Origin of the sequence: Pseudomonas sp. BIC9C (genome assembly GCF_034541995.1) — a bacterium.
GTDB classification, from domain to species: domain Bacteria; phylum Pseudomonadota; class Gammaproteobacteria; order Pseudomonadales; family Pseudomonadaceae; genus Aquipseudomonas; species Aquipseudomonas fluorescens_CC.
In genome coordinates, this window is the sequence record NZ_JAWDGM010000002.1 from 254,269 (window position 1) to 271,627 (window position 17,359).

The 17,359-nt window shown below is 62.6% G+C and carries 14 protein-coding genes and 1 pseudogene; 14 read left to right on the forward strand and 1 reads right to left on the reverse strand.

Annotation, left to right across the window (positions count from 1 at the left end; all coding sequences use genetic code 11):
• Positions 1 to 922 precede the first annotated feature (922 nt).
• The 13 genes and pseudogenes from RS887_RS11280 to RS887_RS11340 all read left to right on the forward strand — a co-directional run.
• Positions 923 to 2,107, forward strand: coding sequence for a flavin-dependent monooxygenase (locus tag RS887_RS11280; RefSeq protein ID WP_322615454.1), 1,185 nt, complete (start codon positions 923 to 925; stop codon positions 2,105 to 2,107).
• Positions 2,108 to 2,230: 123 nt separating this feature from the next.
• Positions 2,231 to 3,352, forward strand: a complete 1,122-nt coding sequence (locus tag RS887_RS11285) for an LLM class flavin-dependent oxidoreductase (protein ID WP_111285716.1) — start codon at positions 2,231 to 2,233, stop codon at positions 3,350 to 3,352.
• Between the two features lie 463 nt (positions 3,353 to 3,815).
• Entirely contained in the window at positions 3,816 to 4,712 is an 897-nt protein-coding gene (locus RS887_RS11290) for a VOC family protein (RefSeq protein ID WP_322615455.1), read from the forward strand.
• A gap of 11 nt (positions 4,713 to 4,723) precedes the next feature.
• Positions 4,724 to 5,605: a CoA transferase subunit A gene (locus RS887_RS11295; protein ID WP_322615456.1), complete on the forward strand. Its 882-nt coding sequence runs from the start codon at positions 4,724 to 4,726 to the stop codon at positions 5,603 to 5,605.
• A gap of 12 nt (positions 5,606 to 5,617) precedes the next feature.
• Positions 5,618 to 6,406 carry a ketoacid CoA transferase gene (locus RS887_RS11300; protein ID WP_322615457.1) on the forward strand — a complete coding sequence of 263 codons (789 nt, stop codon included), beginning with the start codon at positions 5,618 to 5,620 and terminating at the stop codon, positions 6,404 to 6,406.
• Between the two features lie 23 nt (positions 6,407 to 6,429).
• On the forward strand, positions 6,430 to 7,302 hold the full coding sequence (locus RS887_RS11305) for an enoyl-CoA hydratase (protein WP_322615458.1): 873 nt from the start codon (positions 6,430 to 6,432) through the stop codon (positions 7,300 to 7,302).
• A 2-nt stretch (positions 7,303 to 7,304) separates the two neighbouring features.
• Positions 7,305 to 8,372, forward strand: a complete 1,068-nt coding sequence (locus RS887_RS11310; protein ID WP_322615459.1) for a nitronate monooxygenase — start codon at positions 7,305 to 7,307, stop codon at positions 8,370 to 8,372.
• A 30-nt stretch (positions 8,373 to 8,402) separates the two neighbouring features.
• Positions 8,403 to 9,158 carry an enoyl-CoA hydratase family protein gene (locus RS887_RS11315; protein WP_322615460.1) on the forward strand — a complete coding sequence of 252 codons (756 nt, stop codon included), beginning with the start codon at positions 8,403 to 8,405 and terminating at the stop codon, positions 9,156 to 9,158.
• A gap of 10 nt (positions 9,159 to 9,168) precedes the next feature.
• The gene (locus RS887_RS11320; RefSeq protein WP_322615914.1) at positions 9,169 to 10,335 is read left to right on the forward strand and encodes an acyl-CoA dehydrogenase family protein; all 1,167 of its coding nucleotides are present in this window, start codon (positions 9,169 to 9,171) and stop codon (positions 10,333 to 10,335) included.
• A 10-nt stretch (positions 10,336 to 10,345) separates the two neighbouring features.
• Positions 10,346 to 11,401 carry an acyl-CoA dehydrogenase family protein gene (locus tag RS887_RS11325; protein WP_322615461.1) on the forward strand — a complete coding sequence of 352 codons (1,056 nt, stop codon included), beginning with the start codon at positions 10,346 to 10,348 and terminating at the stop codon, positions 11,399 to 11,401.
• Positions 11,402 to 11,604: 203 nt separating this feature from the next.
• Positions 11,605 to 12,753, forward strand: coding sequence for an acetyl-CoA C-acetyltransferase (locus tag RS887_RS11330; protein WP_322615462.1), 1,149 nt, complete (start codon positions 11,605 to 11,607; stop codon positions 12,751 to 12,753).
• A gap of 160 nt (positions 12,754 to 12,913) precedes the next feature.
• Complete coding sequence (locus RS887_RS11335) at positions 12,914 to 13,789, forward strand: SDR family oxidoreductase (RefSeq protein WP_322615463.1); 876 nt, start codon at positions 12,914 to 12,916, stop codon at positions 13,787 to 13,789.
• 264 nt (positions 13,790 to 14,053) lie between these two features.
• Positions 14,054 to 14,490, forward strand: a pseudogene (locus RS887_RS11340) (DUF1993 domain-containing protein); the annotation flags it as partial.
• 175 nt (positions 14,491 to 14,665) lie between these two features.
• On the opposite strand, the gene sstT reads toward RS887_RS11340, so the two are convergent.
• Positions 14,666 to 15,898 (reverse strand): serine/threonine transporter SstT, encoded by a 1,233-nt coding sequence (gene sstT / locus RS887_RS11345; RefSeq protein WP_322615464.1) that lies wholly within the window; start codon positions 15,896 to 15,898, stop codon positions 14,666 to 14,668.
• A gap of 305 nt (positions 15,899 to 16,203) precedes the next feature.
• Between sstT and RS887_RS11350 the strand changes: the two genes are divergently transcribed.
• The gene (locus tag RS887_RS11350) at positions 16,204 to 17,358 is read left to right on the forward strand and encodes an MFS transporter (RefSeq protein ID WP_322615465.1); all 1,155 of its coding nucleotides are present in this window, start codon (positions 16,204 to 16,206) and stop codon (positions 17,356 to 17,358) included.
• The last annotated feature ends 1 nt before the right edge of the window (position 17,359 follow it).

Here is a 17,359-nt window from a genome sequence, read left to right on the forward strand (position 1 = left end):
GTGTTCGACTGCGTCGAACGGCGCTGCGCGCCCGTCCCCGGATGAACACCTCCGCTCAGCCTGCCGAGGGGGCGGGTGGATCAAGATCAAGAGCGGCAGGCGAGCTAACGCTCGGCCTGTTGAGTGGTGAAGAGCGGAGCGGGTGTTCGCCGATCTGCTTTGCTCTGCCCTTCTGTGGGAGCGAGCTTGCTCGCGATGGACGTCAACGATAACGCGGGCTGTCTGAATCCCCGCGGTGTCCTGGCGTTTTTCGTCGGAACGCCGCCCGGAGCAGGCTCGCTCCTACAGGGAAACGCGTGCAATTGCGATCAGGCCGGCCGGTAGGCCGCCTCGCTTTGGCTTTTGCTTATGATCTTCTTGCCCCCTCGAGAGGCCGAGTGGAGGTTCTGCGCAGTGGGCAACCCGGCATGGATGCCGGGTTAGCCGCGTACGGCCATGGATGGCCGATCGCGGCGGGCCCACGGAGCTGGACCGGAGCGAGGGGATGCCGAGCCTGGGCGAGGCACCGAACGTCAGGGGCAAGAGCCCTTGGTTACTTGGGGCTTTTCCAAGTAACCCGCTGTAAGAGCGGAACCATAAGCCGCCGTTGCCGCAGAACCGGATATGTACACCCTCAAAAATCCACATCGCCTGCCATAAAGCCATCGCGAGCAAGCTCGCTCCCACAGGGATCGTCAGTGGCCACAAGTCTCGAGTAAAAACCGGGGGCTCAACTGTGGGAGCGAGCCTGCTCGCGAAGACGGCCTGTCATCCCACACATCCCTTTCAGATGCCCCCCGATACCTGTTCCCCAAAACCACATGGTCCGTTTGAGGGATGTCCCCTGCGTTGCGCATTGCTTGAATGCCAGTGTAGGGGCGCTACACCCGCCCCGTTGCACGCGCGCCCCGGCGGATGGGGTGAACAAAGGAGAACAATAAAAATGCTCAACCAAGACCTGATTCGCCAGCGTCTGAGCCAACGTGCCCGCGAGCTGGTGCCGATCCTGCGTGAGCGCGCCCTGAATGCCGCGCAAGCCGGCCAGTTGCCTGAAGAAACCCTGAAGGATTTCCAGGACGCCGGGTTCTTTCGCATCCTGCAGCCGGCCCGTTGGGAAGGCTACGAGTTGGAGCCCAAGGATTTCTTCGACGTGCAGATGACCCTTGCCGAGGGCTGCATGTCGTCGGCCTGGGTGCTGGGGGTGGTGGCGATCCACAACTGGCAGCTGGCACTGTTCAACGACCGCGCGGCCCAGGATGTCTGGGGTAACGATTCCAGCGTGTTGATCTCGTCCTCTTATATGCCGGTGGGCAAGGTCGAGCGGGTTGAAGGGGGCTTCAAGTTGAGCGGGCGCTGGGGCTTTTCTTCCGGCAGCAAGCATTGCGACTGGGTGTTCCTCGGTGCGCTGGTGCCACCGGCAGAGGCGGGCGGGGCGCCGGATTACCGGACGTTCCTGGTGCCGCGCAGCGATTACCGGATTTTCGACAACTGGAACGTCATGGGCCTGGAAGCCACTGGGTCCCACGACATCCTCGTGGAAAACGCCTTCGTTCCCGAGTACCGCACCCATCGTGCGTTCGACGGTTTCATGCAGAACAGTCCGGGCAACGCGGTGAATACCGCACCGTTGTTCCGCCTGCCATTCGGGCAGATTTTCGTGCGTGCGGTTTCGTCGTCCGCTATCGGTGCCTTGCAAGGCGCGGTGGATCAGTTTGTCGAGCACAACCGCGCCCGGGTCGGGGTCAACGACGGTCGCAAAATGGTTCAGGACCCGGCCGCGCAATCGTCGCTGGCCAACGCCATGGTCTGTGTCGACGAGTGCAAGACCGTGCTGCATCGCAACTTCGCCCTGATGCTGGAGCGCGCGCAGAAGGGCGAGCCGTTGAGCATGCCCGAGCGGGTGAAGATGCGTTACGACTCGGCGCTGGTGGCCGACAAGTGCGCCAAGGCCGTTGGCGATCTGATGTTCAACAGCGGTGCTTCGACGATCTTCCGCAGCCACCCGATCAACCGTGCCTTCCGCGATATTCACACCGGTCGCGCCCACGTCGCCAACAGTCCGGCCAAGTATGCGTGGAACCTCGGTGGCGTGAGCATGGGGCAGGACAGTAATGACTTTTTCCTCTGATGGTTTCTGCTGAATCAGCTAGTCCGTTTGCGTGATTCGAGCGCCCTGCCAATACCCGAGCATGGGCGCAAGGCACAGGTCTCTGGCGCCGACTGCGCATCCAAATAAGCACAAGGATCAACCATGAAATTTTCCCTGATTTACGAAGCCCAGACGGTGGACTCCAGCCGCGAAGGCGACCGCAAGATTTTCCAGGACACCGTTGAGCAGGCGGTGCTGGCCGACAAGCTTGGCTTCGACACGTTCTGGTGCGTGGAGCACACCGCACTGAGCAACTACTCGCACATGTCCGCGCCGGAAACCATGCTGGCCTTCGTGGCGGGTAAAACCGAGCGTATCGGTATCGGTCACGGCGTGGTCTGCCTGCCACCGGCGATGAACCACCCGGTGAAAGTCGCCGAACGCATCGCCACCCTCGACCTGCTGTCCAAGGGGCGTGTGCACTTTGGCGTGGGCAAGGGCGGCACGCAGCAGGAAGCCGGTACCTTCGGCTACGACCTGGCGACCTTGCAGCCGCAGATCGACGAGATGATGTACCTGATCCCGAAAATGTTCGTGCAGGACGAAATCGAGCACAACGGCGACTTCGTGCAGATCCCCAAGCGCCCGATCCATCCAAAGCCGTATCAGGATCCGCACCCGCCCATGTATCTGGCGTGCACCAACACCGAGTCGCTGAAAAATGCCGGCGGTCGCGGCATGGGCGCGCTGGTGTTGGGCTTCGGTGGCCCGGAAGAAATCGCCAAGAAGGTCGAGGTCTATCACGAGGCTTTTGACCATCGCGATGAGAAGAAGCAAGTGGGCTTCCGTCCCAACCGCCACATCGCCGCGCTGTGCCCGGCCATCGTGCTGGAGGACAACGCAGAAGCGCGCCGCATCGGTATCCGTGGCCAGCGCTACTTCATGGAGTCCTTGGGCTACTGGTACGGCGGTGGCGAGCGTCCGGACCCTGAGAAGTGGAAGGACGACACCTTCGTCGATGGCAACGGCCAGAGCGTGATCAAGTCGCGCTTCGCCTCGGAAGAAGTCAGCGTCGACTTCTCCGACCCGACCATGGCGATGATGAACCCGAACCACGCCTACGGCACCGTCGAGGACTGCATCGGCTACGTGCAGCGCCTGATCGATGCCGGCGCCGACGAAATCCTGTTCATCTGCCAGATGGGCACCGTGCCACAGTGGGCACAGCTGGAAACCCTGAAGAACATTGGCGAGAAGGTGATTCCGCACTTCCGTAAAGCTTGAAAGTTGACGCTAATGGTGTGAACACCGCATACCCCTTGTAGGAGCGAGCCTGCTCGCGATGAACCGGAGAACGCCACGGGGTGTCAGGTTTTCAGCGTTATCGTTGGCGACCATCGCGAGCAGGCTCGCTCCTACAGTTTGATCGCCTTTCAGGCCAGGCATGGACGTCAGGCCAACTTTGCAACGGGTCCCCAAGGCCCGTTTTTTTATGCCTGCACCAATCCTCTGTGGGAGCGGGCTTGCTCGCGAAGAGGCCGGCACATTCAACAGGTATGTTGCCTGACACACCGCCTTCGCGAGCAAGCCCGCTCCCACAGTTTTTTTTACGTGAGCCCCAGCAAATCCGCTAGTCCCATTGGACGATGTTGCCCCTCCCCGAACCCGTTTGAATAGGCCCTACATAAAGTCTCCCCCGGCAGTCGCCGAAGGGCGGCACCGCTTGAGAAAAACGAGGAGTGCATCCATGGATATCCGCGGTCTGGGTTACGTCACCCTGTTATCCAGCGACCTGGCGCAATGGCGCCACTACGCAAGTCAGGTGCTGGGCATGATGGTCATCGGTTCTGATGACGCCGGGCACCTGTTCCTGAAAATGGACGAGCGCCACTACCGCATCCTGGTGCAGAAGAGCGCCGAGAACGGCTTCGGTGCCTGCGGCTGGGAAGTGGCCGGCAAGGCGGCGCTGGAACAGGCGGTCAGCGAGCTGCAGCAAGCCGACGTGCAAGTGACCCGTGGTACTGCGGCCGAGGCCGAGTTGCGCAAGGTCCAGGAGCTGGTGCACTTCAGCGATCCGGATGGCAATCGCCACGAGCTGTTCTGGGGCCCGTTGCAGGACTTCGCCCGTTTCGTCTCGCCGGTGGGCGTCAAGGGTTTCGTCACCAACGACCTCGGCATGGGCCACGTGGTGTTGCCGGCACCGGCCTTCGAGCGCTGCCGCGACTTCTACGAACAGGTGATGGGTTTTGGCCTGTCGGACCTGATGAAAGTCCGCTTCACCCCGGACCCGGCCGAGCCGCAAAAGCGCATTCACTTCCTGCACTGCAATAACGGCCGCCACCACTCGCTGGCGATTTTCGAATGCCCGATGCCCCACGGTTGCGTGCACATGATGGTCGAGGTCAATGCACTGGACGAAGTCGGTCGCGCCCTGGACCGCGTCCACGCCAACGGCGTGAAGCTGTCGGCCACCCTCGGCCAGCACACCAACGACCAGATGATTTCTTTCTATATCAAGACCCCGTCCGGGTTTGACCTGGAGTATGGCTGCGACGGCCTGGTGGTCGACTGGGACCGCCACACACCGTTCGAAAGCACTGTGGTCAGCCACTGGGGCCACGACTTCAGTGTCGGTCGCCAATGAGGAACAAGACGATGGACAAGCAAATGACCACCGCCGAGATCGTCGGCCAACTGCGTGACGGCATGACCATCGGCATCGGTGGCTGGGGCCCGCGTCGCAAGCCGATGGCGCTGGTGCGCGAGATTCTGCGCTCGGATCTCAAGGACCTGACCGTGGTTGCCTACGGCGGTGCCGATGTCGGCATGCTCTGTGCTGCCGGCAAGATCAGGAAACTGGTGTTCGCCTTTGTCTCCCTGGATTTCATTCCGCTCGAGCCGTACTTCCGCAAGGCGCGCCAGGAAGCGGCGCTGGAAGTGATGGAGATCGACGAAGGCATGCTGTTGCTGGGACTGCGGGCGGCGGCGATGAACGTGCCATTCATTCCGACCGCCGTGGGCCTGGGCACCGATGTGCTGCGCCACAACCGCCAGATCAAGTTGATCGCCTCGCCGTACGCCGACGGTAAGGACTGGGTCGCCATGCCGGCGCTCAAGCTCGACGCGGCGCTGGTGCATGTCGATCGTGCCGACGTGCGCGGCGTGTGCCAGATCAGCGGTCCGGATCATTACATGGACGACCTGTTCGTGCGGGCCGCGAGCCACAGCTACGTGACCTGCGATGAGCTGGTCGACAGCGATTACTTCCATCAGGACAGCGCCCGTGCCCATCAAGTGTTCTGGGAGCGCAACCTGACTACCGCCGTGGCCCACGTGCCGGGCGGGGCGCATCCGTCGTCCTGCGCGCCGCTGTACGGTTTCGACGTCGCGCACTTCAAGGCTTACAACGCCACGGTCCAGGCGGCCGATGGCTGGCAGGGCTACGTGCGCGACTACGTCGACTGCACCCACGAACAGTATCTGGACAAGGTCGGTGGCCTGGCTGCCATCCGTGAACTGCCGTTGCCGATTTTCTAAGGGAACCTTCCGATGAGCACTACTACCTACAGCCTCGCTGAACTGATGATCTGCGCGGCCTCCGAAGCCTGGCGCGAAGACGGCGAAGTGCTGGCCTCCGGCATCGGCGTGATCCCGCGACTGGCCGCCTCGCTGGCCATGCTGACCAGCAATCCGCAATTGCTGATGACAGACTCCGAAGCCTACATGGTCGCCGAACCGGTGCCGCTGGGCGCACGCAACGGCTACGAGCCCAAGCGCGACAGCTGGATGGGCTTCTCGCGAATTTTCGACAACGTCTGGGGTGGCAAGCGCCATGCACTGGTCGGCCCGACCCAGATCGACCGCTTTGGCCAGGCGAACATTTCCTGCATCGGCGACTACGCCAGACCCAAGGCGCAGATGCTCGGTGTACGCGGTTTCCCCGGCAACTCGATCAGCCACGCCAACTCGTTTTGCGTGCCGAGCCACAACCGTCGGGTGTTCGTCGAAGGCGAGGTCGATATGGTCGCCTCGGTCGGCTACAACCCGGCCCGCCTGGCCCGGGGCTGGTCGTTGGACGACATCGACATCCGCCTGATCATAACCGACCTCTGCGTCTTGGATTTCCAGGGCCCGCAGCGGCAGATGCGCATCCGTTCGCTGCACCCCGGCGTGACGGCGGCGCAGGTCCAGGACAACACCGGGTTTGAGTTGCACGTGCCGGATGACTGCCCGACCACCGTGGGCCCGACCGTCGAGCAGTTGCAGCTGATCCAGCGTCTGGACCCGCACAACCTGCGCGCACTGCAACTTAAAGACAACCCGCCAGGCCAACGCTGAGCAACGCGTTGCGGAGACAAGTGATGGCTGAAGAAAACGACAACAACCAGGCCGACGTGGTGCTCTACGAAGTGCAAGGCGCGGTGGCCCTGGTCACCATGAACCGCCCCGAGTACCACAACGCGCAGAACTCGCAGATGACTTATGCGCTGGACGCGGCGTTTCGTCGGGCCTGCGATGACGATGAAGTGAAAGTCATCGTGTTGCGCGGCGCCGGCAAGCATTTCTCCGCCGGGCACGACATCGGCACCCCGGGCCGCGACGTCGACAAGACCTTCGACCGCGCCAGCCTGTGGTACGACCATGTGAACAAGCCGGGTGGCGAGTTTCTCTATGCCCGCGAGCAGGAAGTCTATCTGGGCATGTGCCGGCGCTGGCGCGAGATGCCCAAGCCGACCATTGCCATGGTCCAGGGCGCGTGCATTGCCGGTGGATTGATGCTGGCCTGGGTCTGCGACCTGATCGTCGCCAGCGAGGATGCCTACTTCGCCGATCCGGTGGTGCGCATGGGCATTCCCGGGGTCGAGTATTTCGCCCACGTGCATGAATTGAATCCGCGCATCGCCAAGGAATTCCTCTTTCTCGGCGAGCGCATGCCGGCACCGCGCGCCTATCAGATGGGCATGCTCAATCGGGTGGTGGCTCGCGACGAGCTGGAGCAACAGACCCTCGACATCGCCGGGCGCATCGCACAGATGCCGCGCCTGGGCCTGCAATTGAGCAAGCAGGCGGTGAACAACGCCGAAGACTTGATGGGCAAGCGCGCGACCATGGACATGGTGTTCGGCCTGCATCACTTCGCCCACGCCCACAATGAACTGGTGTCTGGTGACCGCCTTGGCGGCTACGACGCCAAGGCCATGGCCAGTTCGCAACGCAAAGCGGGCGGGGCGTGAGCATGGCGATCTCGTTGAATACCCGATTGACCGAACTCCTCGGTTGCCGTTATCCGATCATCCAGACCGCCATGGGCTGGGTCGCCGACCCGAAACTGGTGGCGGCCACGGGCAATGCCGGTGGCTTCGGTTTTCTCGCAGGGGCGACCATCGAGCCGCAGCGGATGGAGGCGGCGATTATCGAGACCCGGCGCCTGACCGATCAGCCGTTCGGTGTGAATTTCCATATGTACCAGGCCAATGCCGGCGAGATCGTCGAGCTGGTGTTGCGCCACAAGGTCCGGGCGGTCAGCTACAGCCGTTCGCCAGGCAAGCAAATGATCAGCCGCCTGAAGGACGCCGGCGTGGTGTGCATTCCCACGGTGGGCGCGCTCAAGCATGCACAGAAAGCCGTGGAAATGGGCGCCGATGCGGTGACCGTGCAAGGCGGCGAGGGCGGTGGGCACACCGGTTCCGTGCCGACCTCGATGCTGCTCGATCAGGTGGTCAACGCTGTGTCGGTGCCCGTGGTGGCAGCCGGCGGTTTCAAGGACGGCAAGGGGCTGGTCTCGGCCCTGGCCTATGGTGCCGAGGGCATTGCCATGGGCACGCGCTTCCTGATGTGCGCCGACAGCCCGGTGCCGCAGGCGACCCTGGCGCGTTACCTGGCGGTAAAAGACCCGGCAGCGATCATCATCAGCCGTGCCATCGACGGCATGCCGCAGCGAATGATCCGCAACGAATTGCTCAACCAGCTGGAAAACAGCGGCGGCCTCAAGCGCTTGCTGTTGGCGTTGCAGAGTGGCCTGGCCTACCGCCGCCACACCGGCATGAGCCTGACGCAACTGCTGACCAGCGCCTTGAAGATGCGCGGCGCCGGGGAGCTGACGGCCGCACAAAGCATCATGGCCGCCAACGCGCCGATGGTGATCCAGAAAGCCATGGTCGACGGGCAGCCGGCCGCGGGCGTATTGCCCGCCGGGCAGATCGCCGCATCGATCGACAGCTTGCCCAGCTGCGCCCAATTGATTGAACAGATCGTCCGCGATGCCGAAGCGCGCCTGGGCGAGCTGTGCCGCCGTGTGTCGTGAAGGGGCCATGTATTGTGAAGGAAGGAAACCATGAAACCATTTAGCGTCAGCATCGATAACGGCATTGCCGAACTGGTGTTCAACCGGCCACCGGTCAACGCCTTCAATTGCCAGGGCTGGGCCGATATCGCCAGCGAGATCGAGGGCCTGGGCCGCCACAGCGATGTGCGGGTGATCGTGATCCGTGCCGAAGGCCGAGGCTTCTGTGCCGGGGTCGATATCAAGGAACTGGCCGCCGACGGCAACCTGATCGTCGCGGTGAACAAGGGCAACTACGACAGCTTCAAGGCGATCCACCGCAACCCGAAACCGGTGATCGTGGCCGTGCACGGCTTCGTGCTGGGCGGCGGCATCGGCATCTGCGGCGCGGCCGACATCATTGTCGCTGCCGAGTGCGCCACCTTCGGCGTGCCGGAAGTGGATCGCGGGGCCATGGGCGGCGGCGCGCATTTGCAGCGGCTGTTCCCGGTGCAGAAGGTCCGCCACATGTATTTCACCGGCGAAGCCATCGACGCCGCCGAAGCGTACCGCCTGGGCGCAGTGGAGCGGGTGGTCAAGCGCGAAGACCTGCGTGAAACCGCGTTGCAGATTGCCCGCACCATCGCCGCCAAGAGCCCCGGCATGATCAGCCTGGCCAAGGAAGCGCTGACCGGCATCGAAGACGGCAATCTGGAAGACAAATACCGCTGGGAGCAGGGCTTCACCCTCGAAGCCTACCGCTCACTGGACTCTCAGGAAGCACGCGACTCGTTCGTCGAGAAACGCGATGCCCGATTCAACGGCTGAAGGCATATCCATGGACCTGACCTATACCCCGGCCCAGCAGGCCTTTCGCGCCGAGGCGCGAACCTGGCTGGCGGCCAATGTACCGAGTGAACCACTGCAATCGTTCGACACCGAGCAAGGCTTCGCCGAGCACCGCGCCTGGGAAGCCAGGCTCAACGAAGGCCGATGGGGCATGGTCACCTGGCCGACCGAACTCGGCGGGCGCGGCTGCGACCTGATCGAGTGGCTGATTTTCGAAGAGGAGTACTACCGTTCCGGGGCGCCGGCACGGGTCAACCAGAACGGCATCTTCCTGCTCGGCCCGACCCTGATGGAGTACGGCAGCGAAGAGCAGAAGGCACGGTTTCTGCCGCGCATGGCCACCGGTGAAGATATCTGGGCCCAGGCCTGGTCCGAGCCGGGTGCCGGCTCGGACATGGCGGCGATCCGCTCCAAGGCTGAACGGGTTGGCGACCACTACGTGATCAACGGCCAGAAAACCTGGTCGACCCGCGCGGTCTGGGCCGATTGGGCGTTCGGTATTTTTCGCACCGATTCGCAGTCCCAGCGCCATAACGGGCTGACCTTCATCCTGCTGCCGCTGAATACGCCAGGCATCACCGTGCGACCGATTCCACAACTCAACGGCCTGCCGGGCTTCGCCGAGATCTTCTTCGACGACGTCAAGGTACCGGTGGAAAACGCCCTCGGTGGCGAAGGTATGGGCTGGCACGTGGCAATGTCCACCGCCGGTTTCGAGCGCGGCTTGCTGTTGCGCTCACCGGCGCGCTTTCAGGAAACCGCCAGGCGTCTGGTGCAGTTGTACCTGGCCAACCGCGAGCAGGCCGACCGCGACCCGGTTATCGGTGAGGCGGTGATGCGCGCCTGGCTCGATGCCGAGGCCTACACCCTGGGCACCTACATGACCGCTTCGCAACTGGTGCAGGGCGGCAAGATCGGCCCGGAGTCGTCGACCAACAAAATCTTCTGGTCCGAACTCGACCAACGCATGCACGACACTGCCATGAGCATTCTCGGATTGCGCGGCGAGCTGCTGCCCCAAGCCCCGGCCGCCGGTGACGTCGGCCATTGGCTGGAAGGTTTCCTGTTTGCCCAGGCCGGGCCGATCTACGCCGGCACCAACGAGATCCAGCGCAACATCATTGCCGAACGCATGCTCGGCATGCCGCGTGCCTGAGGAATAGACCATGGACTTTAGTTTCAGCCGCGACCAACTGCTGTTTCAGGACAACGTCCGCAGCTTCCTGATCAACGAAGTCACCCCGGAACGCATTCGTGAACTGTGGCAGAGCGACAGCGGGCGCAGTGAACAACTCTGGGCGCAACTGGTGGAGCTGGGCCTGACCGCGCTGACGGTGCCCGAGGCGCAGGACGGCATGGGCATGAATGAGCTGGATTTCGTGCTGATTGCCCAGGAATGCGGTTACGCCGGTCTGCCTGAGCCGCTGGTGGACACCATGCTGGTCGGCGTGCCGTTGCTTGCCGCCCTCGATGAGCAACAGGCAGCGCTCAAGCAATACTGGTTGTCGCGGGTCGCCGAGGGCCGTGCGCGACTGGCGGTCGGCGAGCCGGGTAATCCGCTGGTCAGCGATGCCCATGTTGCCGATCTGCTGTTGTTGGCCAATGGCGATGAGGTGCATGCGCTGGAGCGCGATGCCGTGCGCCTGACCCGCAATGAGTCGGTCGACCCGAGCCGTCAGTTGTTCCAGGTCGAGTGGGTACCAACACCCACCACTTGTGTCGCCAGCGGTGAGCAAGGCCGGCGTTTGTGGGCGGCCACCTTCAACCGTGGCGCCCTCGCCAGTGCCGCGCAATTGCTCGGGCTGGCCAAACGCATGGTCGACCTGGCGGTGGACTACACCTTCGAGCGCAAACAGTTCGGCAAACCGGTCGGCTCGTTCCAGGCAGTCAAGCACTTGATGGCCAATGTCGCGGTGCAGATCGAGTTCGCCAAAGGCCCGCTCTACCGCGCCGCTTATGCGCTGGCCGAGCAGCAACCGGGGCAGGACGTTCTGGTGTCCCACGCCAAACTGGCAACGGCGGAAGCGGCCATGCTCGCTGCGAAGAACACTATCCAGGCCCACGGTGCCATGGGTTACACCTGGGAAGTCGACTTGCATCTGTTCATGAAGCGCGCCTGGGCCCTGGACAAGGTCTGGGGTGATCGCGGCCTGCACAAAGGGCGGATTCGTGCGGCCCTGTTCGATGGCGCTCCCGTGCTGGGTGCCGGCAGTACTTTCTGACGGCAACTGTGGCTGATGCCGGTCGGTAAAGGTGCCGTGAAACCTGTGGGAGCGGGCTTGCTCGCGAAGGCGGTATGGCAGGCAACATCATTTTTGAATGTGCCGGTGTCTTCGCGAGCAAGCCCGCTCCCACAGGTAATGCGACGCTCCTACTGACGGGCATTGGCGAATTTGCCTGACTTCAACTGATTCTGAGGTACACCATGCCTGAAGCCTACATAGTCGACGCCCTGCGTACGCCCACCGGGCGGCGCAAGGGGGGGCTGAGCCAGATCCACGCCGCTGATCTGGGCGCCCATGTATTGCGCGCGCTGGTCGAGCGCAATGACATTCCTGACGAGGATTACGACGACGTGATCTTCGGCTGTGTCGACACCATCGGCCCGCTGGCCGGTGACATTGCCCGTACCAGCTGGCTGGCGGCTGGCCTGTCGCAATCGGTGCCGGGTACCACCATTGATCGCCAGTGCGGTTCGTCCCAGCAAGCGGTGCACTTCGCCGCCCAGGCGGTGATGAGCGGCACTCAGGATGTGGTGGTTGCCGGTGGAGTGCAGACCATGACCCAGATCCCGATTTCCTCGGCCATGATCGCTGCCGAGCCCTTGGGCTTCACCGATCCGTTCAGCGGTTCCGAGGGCTGGGTGCGGCGTTACAGCGCGCAACCACCGACCCAGTTCCGTTCGGCGCAGATGATCGCCGAAAAATGGGAGTTGTCCCGGGCGCAGCTTGAAGCCTATTCGCTTGAGTCCCATCGACGTGCCTTGCAGGCCATCGAGCAAGGCCGCTTCAATCGCGAGATCGTGCCGCTGGCCGGTGTGTTGCATGACGAAACCCCACGCCAGACCAGCCTGGAAAAAATGGCTGAGCTGGAATTTCTGTTCGGCTGTGACCGGGTGACCGCCGCAGTATCCAGCCAGACCTGCGACGCGGCCAGCGCGATGCTGATCGTCTCGCAGGCGGCGCTCAAACGCTACGGCCTGACGCCCCGTGCGCGTATCCATCACCTGAGCGTGCGCGCCGAAGATCCGATCTGGATGCTCACCGCGCCGATCCCGGCCACAGCCTACGCGCTCAAGCGCGCCGGCATGAAGCTCGAAGACATCGACCGCGTCGAGATCAACGAGGCCTTCGCTTCGGTGGCCATGGCCTGGTTGAAAGAGACCGGCTATCCCCACGAACAGACCAACGTCAACGGCGGCGCGATTGCCCTCGGCCATCCGCTGGGCGCCACCGGCACCCGCTTGATGTGCAGCCTGCTGCATGAGCTGGAGCGCAGCGGCGGTCGCTTCGGCCTGCAGACCATGTGCGAAGGCGGCGGACAGGCCAACGTGACGATCATCGAACGCTTGTAAACCAGAATGCCACCGATCTGTAGGAGCGAGCCTGCTCGCGATGGACGTTAACGAATACGCGGGGTATCTGGATAACCGCGTCGTTCTTGAGTCCATCGCGAGCAGGCTCGCTCCTACAGGGGATTGTGTCGACCCGTGATGAATTTGAAGGAAGTAGAGCATGAATATCTGTGAAAACCGCGTGGTGATCATCACCGGTGCCGGCGGTGGTCTGGGCCGGGCCTACGCACTGGCCTTCGCCGCTGAAGGCGCGAAAGTGGTGGTCAACGACATCAATCGCGAAGCGGCGCTCGCCGTGGTCGGCGAAATCCTCGGGCAGGGCGGCAGTGCCGTGGCCAACAGCGACGACATCACCCGTTATGACTCGGCGGGGCTGATCGTGCGTCAGGCCATCGAAACCTTTGGCGACCTGAATGTGGTGGTCAACAACGCCGGTATCTGCCGCGACCGCATGTTCGCCAGCCTCAGTGAATCCGACTGGGACGCTGTGGTGGCCGTGCACCTGAAGGGCCACTTCTGCATTTCCAGCCACGCCGTGAAGTACTGGCGTGAGCAGGCCAAGGGCGGCGCCAGGGTCGATGCGCGGATCATCAACACCAGTTCCGGCGCCGGTTTGCAGGGCTCCATAGGCCAGTCCAACTACGCGGCAGCCAAGGGCGGCATTGCTTCGCTGACGCTGGTGCAGGCGGCTGAACTGCGCCGCTACGGGATCACCGCCAACGCCCTGGCGCCGGCCGCGCGGACCGGGATGACCGAGCAAGTGTTCGCCGACACCATGAAAAAGCCTGAAGAGGGCTTCGATTACTTCGCCCCGGAGAACGTTGCGCCGCTGGTGGTGTGGCTCGGCTCCGTGGCATCCGCCGAGGTGACCGGGCAGATGTTCGAAGTCGAGGGCGGCAAGTTGTCGATCGCCGATGGCTGGCGCCGTGGTCCGCAGCTGGATCGCCAGGGCCGCTGGGCAGTCGGCGAGATGGGCGAAGCCGTCGCACAACTTGTGGCTCAGGCCGTTCCGGCGGCCAAAGTGTACGGCAGCTGAAAAAGACCGGTTTCGGGAGGGGCGTGCATGGCTATAATCGGCCCCTGAAACTGATCACCTGTAGGAGCGAGCTTGCTCGCGATGGGCGTCAACGATAACGCGTTCATTCTGGATAAACGCGTTGCGCTTGAGTCCATCGCGAGCAAGCTCGCTCCTACACAAGACCCACGTTCCCTCCAGACGAGACCTGCCATGACCATTTCCCTGTACGACGCTTCCGTGCCTGTTTTCCAGCAAATGCTCAACGCCCTGAGCGATGTACTGAAAAAGGCCGAAGCCCACGCCACCGAAAAAACATCGACCCTAACGCCTTCCTGCAAGCGCGCCTGTTCCCTGACATGTTCCCGCTGGTGCGTCAGGTGCAGATCGCCGTTGATTTCAGCAAGGGTGTTACCGGTCGCCTGGCCGAAGTCGAATTGCCGAAGTACGACGACAGCGAAACCACCTTCGCCGAACTGCAAGCATTGATCGCCAAGGCTCTGGCCTTCATCGGCTCGATCAAGCCGGAGCAGATCAACGGCAAGGAAGGCATCGAGATCGTCACCCGTCCGGGCACGCCTAAAGAGAAACGCTTCAGCGGCCAGTCCTACCTGTTGACCTACGGCCTGCCGCAGTTCTTCTTCCACGTCACCACCACTTACGCATTGCTGCGCCATAACGGCGTGGAAGTGGGCAAGCGCGATTACATGGGCGCGTTCTAAACCGTCCAGGTACAAAGAAGCCCGCCAAGGTTCGCGCCTTGGCGGGCTTTTTGTAGGAGCGAGCTTGCTCCGGGCGACGTTCCGACGATGAACCCGAGTACAACGCATTTATCCAGAAAGTACGCGTTATCGTTGACGTCCATCGCGAGCAAGCTCGCTCCTACAGGGGAGGGGGTTAGGCCAGGCGCTCGGCTTTTTGCTCTTCACCCAGGCAAGCCGCCGCGGTGAACAGCACATCGGTAGACGAGTTCAGTGCAGTCTCGGCCGAATCCTGTAACACGCCGATGATGAAACCGACTGCCACCACCTGCATGGCGATTTCGCTCGGAATGCCGAACAGGCTGCACGCCAGTGGAATCAGCAACAGTGAACCACCGGCCACACCCGAAGCACCGCAGGCGCAGATCGCTGCAACGACGCTCAGCAGGATCGCGGTCGGGATGTCCACGGCGATGCCCAGGGTATGCACGGCTGCCAGGCTCAGCACGGTAATGGTGATCGCCGCACCGGCCATGTTGATGGTCGCGCCCAGCGGGATCGACACCGAATAGGTGTCTTCATGCAGGCCCAGTCGCTTGCTCAGTTCCAGGTTGACCGGAATGTTCGCCGCCGAGCTGCGGGTGAAGAACGCGGTGATGCCGCTCTCGCGCAGGCAGGTCAGGACCAGCGGGTACGGGTTGCGGCGCAGTTTCCAGTAGACAATGATCGGGTTCATCACCAGCGCCACGAACAACATGCAGCCCAGCAGCACGGCCAGCAGGTGCGCGTAGCCGATCAGGGCACCGAAGCCGGAGGTGGCGAGCGTCGAGGCCACCAGGCCGAAGATGCCCAGCGGGGCGAAGCTGATCACCAGACGCACGATCACCGTTACGCCGTTGGACAAGTCGCCCAGCACTTCACGGGTAGTGTCGCCGGCATGGCGGATGGCAATGCCCATACCGATGGCCCACGCCAGAATGCCGATGAAATTGGCGTTCATCAGCGCGCTGACCGGATTATCCACCACGCTCAGCAACAGACTTTGCAGGACTTCGCCAATCCCACCCGGTGCAGTCACTGCAACGTCCTGGGTCGACAGCACCAGGCTCGACGGGAACATCATGCTGGCAACCACCGCGACCACGGCGGCGGCGAAAGTACCCAGCAGATACAAAAACAGAATCGGCCGGATGTGGGTTTCCTGACCATGTTTATGGTTGGCAATCGACGCCATGACCAGCACAAACACCAGGATCGGTGCGACGGCTTTCAGCGCAGAGACAAACACTTTGCCGATGAATGCCGTGGACTTGGCCACGTCAGGGGCGAACAGGGCCAGGGCAATACCGGCGATCAGGCCGATCACGATCTGCGTGACCAGGCTCAAGCGTTTCAGGTGTTGCAATAGGGAAGGGGATGAAGCAGTCATAAAACGGCATCTCTGATTTTTTTAGGTGCAGGGTTTCGCGGGTGTGCAGCAACAAACAGAGTAGGCCGCAGGCAGGAAACCGAAAGGGAAACACAGGGTGTACGTTTTTCAGGGCGCGGACTTTATCACGGGCAGGGACGATCTTTCAGACCTGTGACGAACTGCCACCATGGCATTCAACGAGATAGGCAGGTTCGTGCAACCGCGTTTGGAAACACTCTGTTAAGATTCGCCATCCTCATTTTCATGTCTGCCAGTGGGCCTTCGGGTCTTCGCTGGTGTCGTCGTTTTTTCTGGAGTTCTGCATGCTGTTGCCCATTCTTCTGTTGTCTGCCGCCGGTTTCACGGTGCTGACCACGGAATTCATCATCGTTGGCCTGTTACCGGCCATCGCCCGGGACCTGGACGTCAGCATCCCGCAAGCGGGTTTGCTGGTGACACTGTTCGCCTTCACCGTGGCCGCGTTCGGGCCGTTCCTGACGGCGTACTTCGCCCGCTTCGAGCGTCGCAAGCTGTTCATTTCGGTGCTGATCATGTTTGGCCTGGCCAACACACTGGCGGCGCTGGCGCCGAACATCTGGGTGATGGCGTTTGCCCGGTTGATCCCGGCGCTGGGGCTGCCGGTGTTCTGGGCGCTGGCCAGTGAAACGGCGGTGGACATCGTCGGGCCGGATTACGCCGGTCGCGCCATCGCCAAGATCGGCTTCGGCATCGTTTGCGCCACGGTGTTCGGCATTCCGGTGGGCACGCTGATTTCCGATGCGTTTGGCTGGCGCAGTGCCTTTGCCATTCTGGCGGTCATCGCCTTTGCCAAGGCCGTGCTGCTGTTTATCTACCTGCCGAAGACTGATTTGCATCAGCATCAGGTGAGCTTGCTGTCGCAGTTCAAGATCCTGCGCAGCCCGCTGATGCTCGGTCACGTGCTGCTGTCGGTGGTGGTGTTCAGCGGTATGTTCACCGCCTACACCTATCTGGCCGACATCCTCGAACGCCTGGCCGGTTTCAACGGCACGGTGGTCGGCTGGTGCCTGATGGGCTTCGGCGCGGTCGGACTGATCGGTAACTCCCTGGGCGGCCGGGCGGTAGATCGTCATCCGCTGATGGCGTCGATGATGTTCTGCGCGTTTATGATTGCCGGTCTGGTGGCGCTGGTGCCGAACATTCATTCACCGGTCGGTCTGGCGGCGGCGATGGGCATCTGGGGTGTGACCCAGGCGGCGTTGTTCCTGGTCAGCCATGTGCGCCTGATGAAAGCTGCGCCCGAGGCGCCGGCGTTTGCCGCGTCGCTGAACATCGCCGGGGCCAACCTCGGTATCGGCCTGGGCGCGATGATCGGCGGCCGGGTGATCGACAGCGTCGGCCTGCAAGGCCTGGGTTTCGCCGCGGCGGCTTTTATCCTCGCCTCGATCCTGCTGGCCATTGCGCTGATGACGTTCAAGCCCCGGGAAGTTTGCGCCTGAA

Bases quoted from the DNA above. Each gene is read 5' to 3' on its own strand.
- RS887_RS11285 (WP_111285716.1), top strand. From the start codon at position 2,231: ATGAAATTTTCCCTGATTTACGAAGCCCAGACGGTGGACTCCAGCCGC.
- RS887_RS11305 (WP_322615458.1), top strand. From the start codon at position 6,430: ATGGCTGAAGAAAACGACAACAACCAGGCCGACGTGGTGCTCTACGAA.
- sstT (WP_322615464.1), bottom strand. From the start codon at position 15,898: ATGACTGCTTCATCCCCTTCCCTATTGCAACACCTGAAACGCTTGAGC.
- RS887_RS11315 (WP_322615460.1), top strand. From the start codon at position 8,403: ATGAAACCATTTAGCGTCAGCATCGATAACGGCATTGCCGAACTGGTG.
- RS887_RS11300 (WP_322615457.1), top strand. From the start codon at position 5,618: ATGAGCACTACTACCTACAGCCTCGCTGAACTGATGATCTGCGCGGCC.
- RS887_RS11320 (WP_322615914.1), top strand. From the start codon at position 9,169: ATGGACCTGACCTATACCCCGGCCCAGCAGGCCTTTCGCGCCGAGGCG.
- RS887_RS11290 (WP_322615455.1), top strand. From the start codon at position 3,816: ATGGATATCCGCGGTCTGGGTTACGTCACCCTGTTATCCAGCGACCTG.
- RS887_RS11325 (WP_322615461.1), top strand. From the start codon at position 10,346: ATGGACTTTAGTTTCAGCCGCGACCAACTGCTGTTTCAGGACAACGTC.
- RS887_RS11310 (WP_322615459.1), top strand. From the start codon at position 7,305: ATGGCGATCTCGTTGAATACCCGATTGACCGAACTCCTCGGTTGCCGT.
- RS887_RS11280 (WP_322615454.1), top strand. From the start codon at position 923: ATGCTCAACCAAGACCTGATTCGCCAGCGTCTGAGCCAACGTGCCCGC.
- RS887_RS11335 (WP_322615463.1), top strand. From the start codon at position 12,914: ATGAATATCTGTGAAAACCGCGTGGTGATCATCACCGGTGCCGGCGGT.
- RS887_RS11295 (WP_322615456.1), top strand. From the start codon at position 4,724: ATGGACAAGCAAATGACCACCGCCGAGATCGTCGGCCAACTGCGTGAC.
- RS887_RS11350 (WP_322615465.1), top strand. From the start codon at position 16,204: ATGCTGTTGCCCATTCTTCTGTTGTCTGCCGCCGGTTTCACGGTGCTG.
- RS887_RS11330 (WP_322615462.1), top strand. From the start codon at position 11,605: ATGCCTGAAGCCTACATAGTCGACGCCCTGCGTACGCCCACCGGGCGG.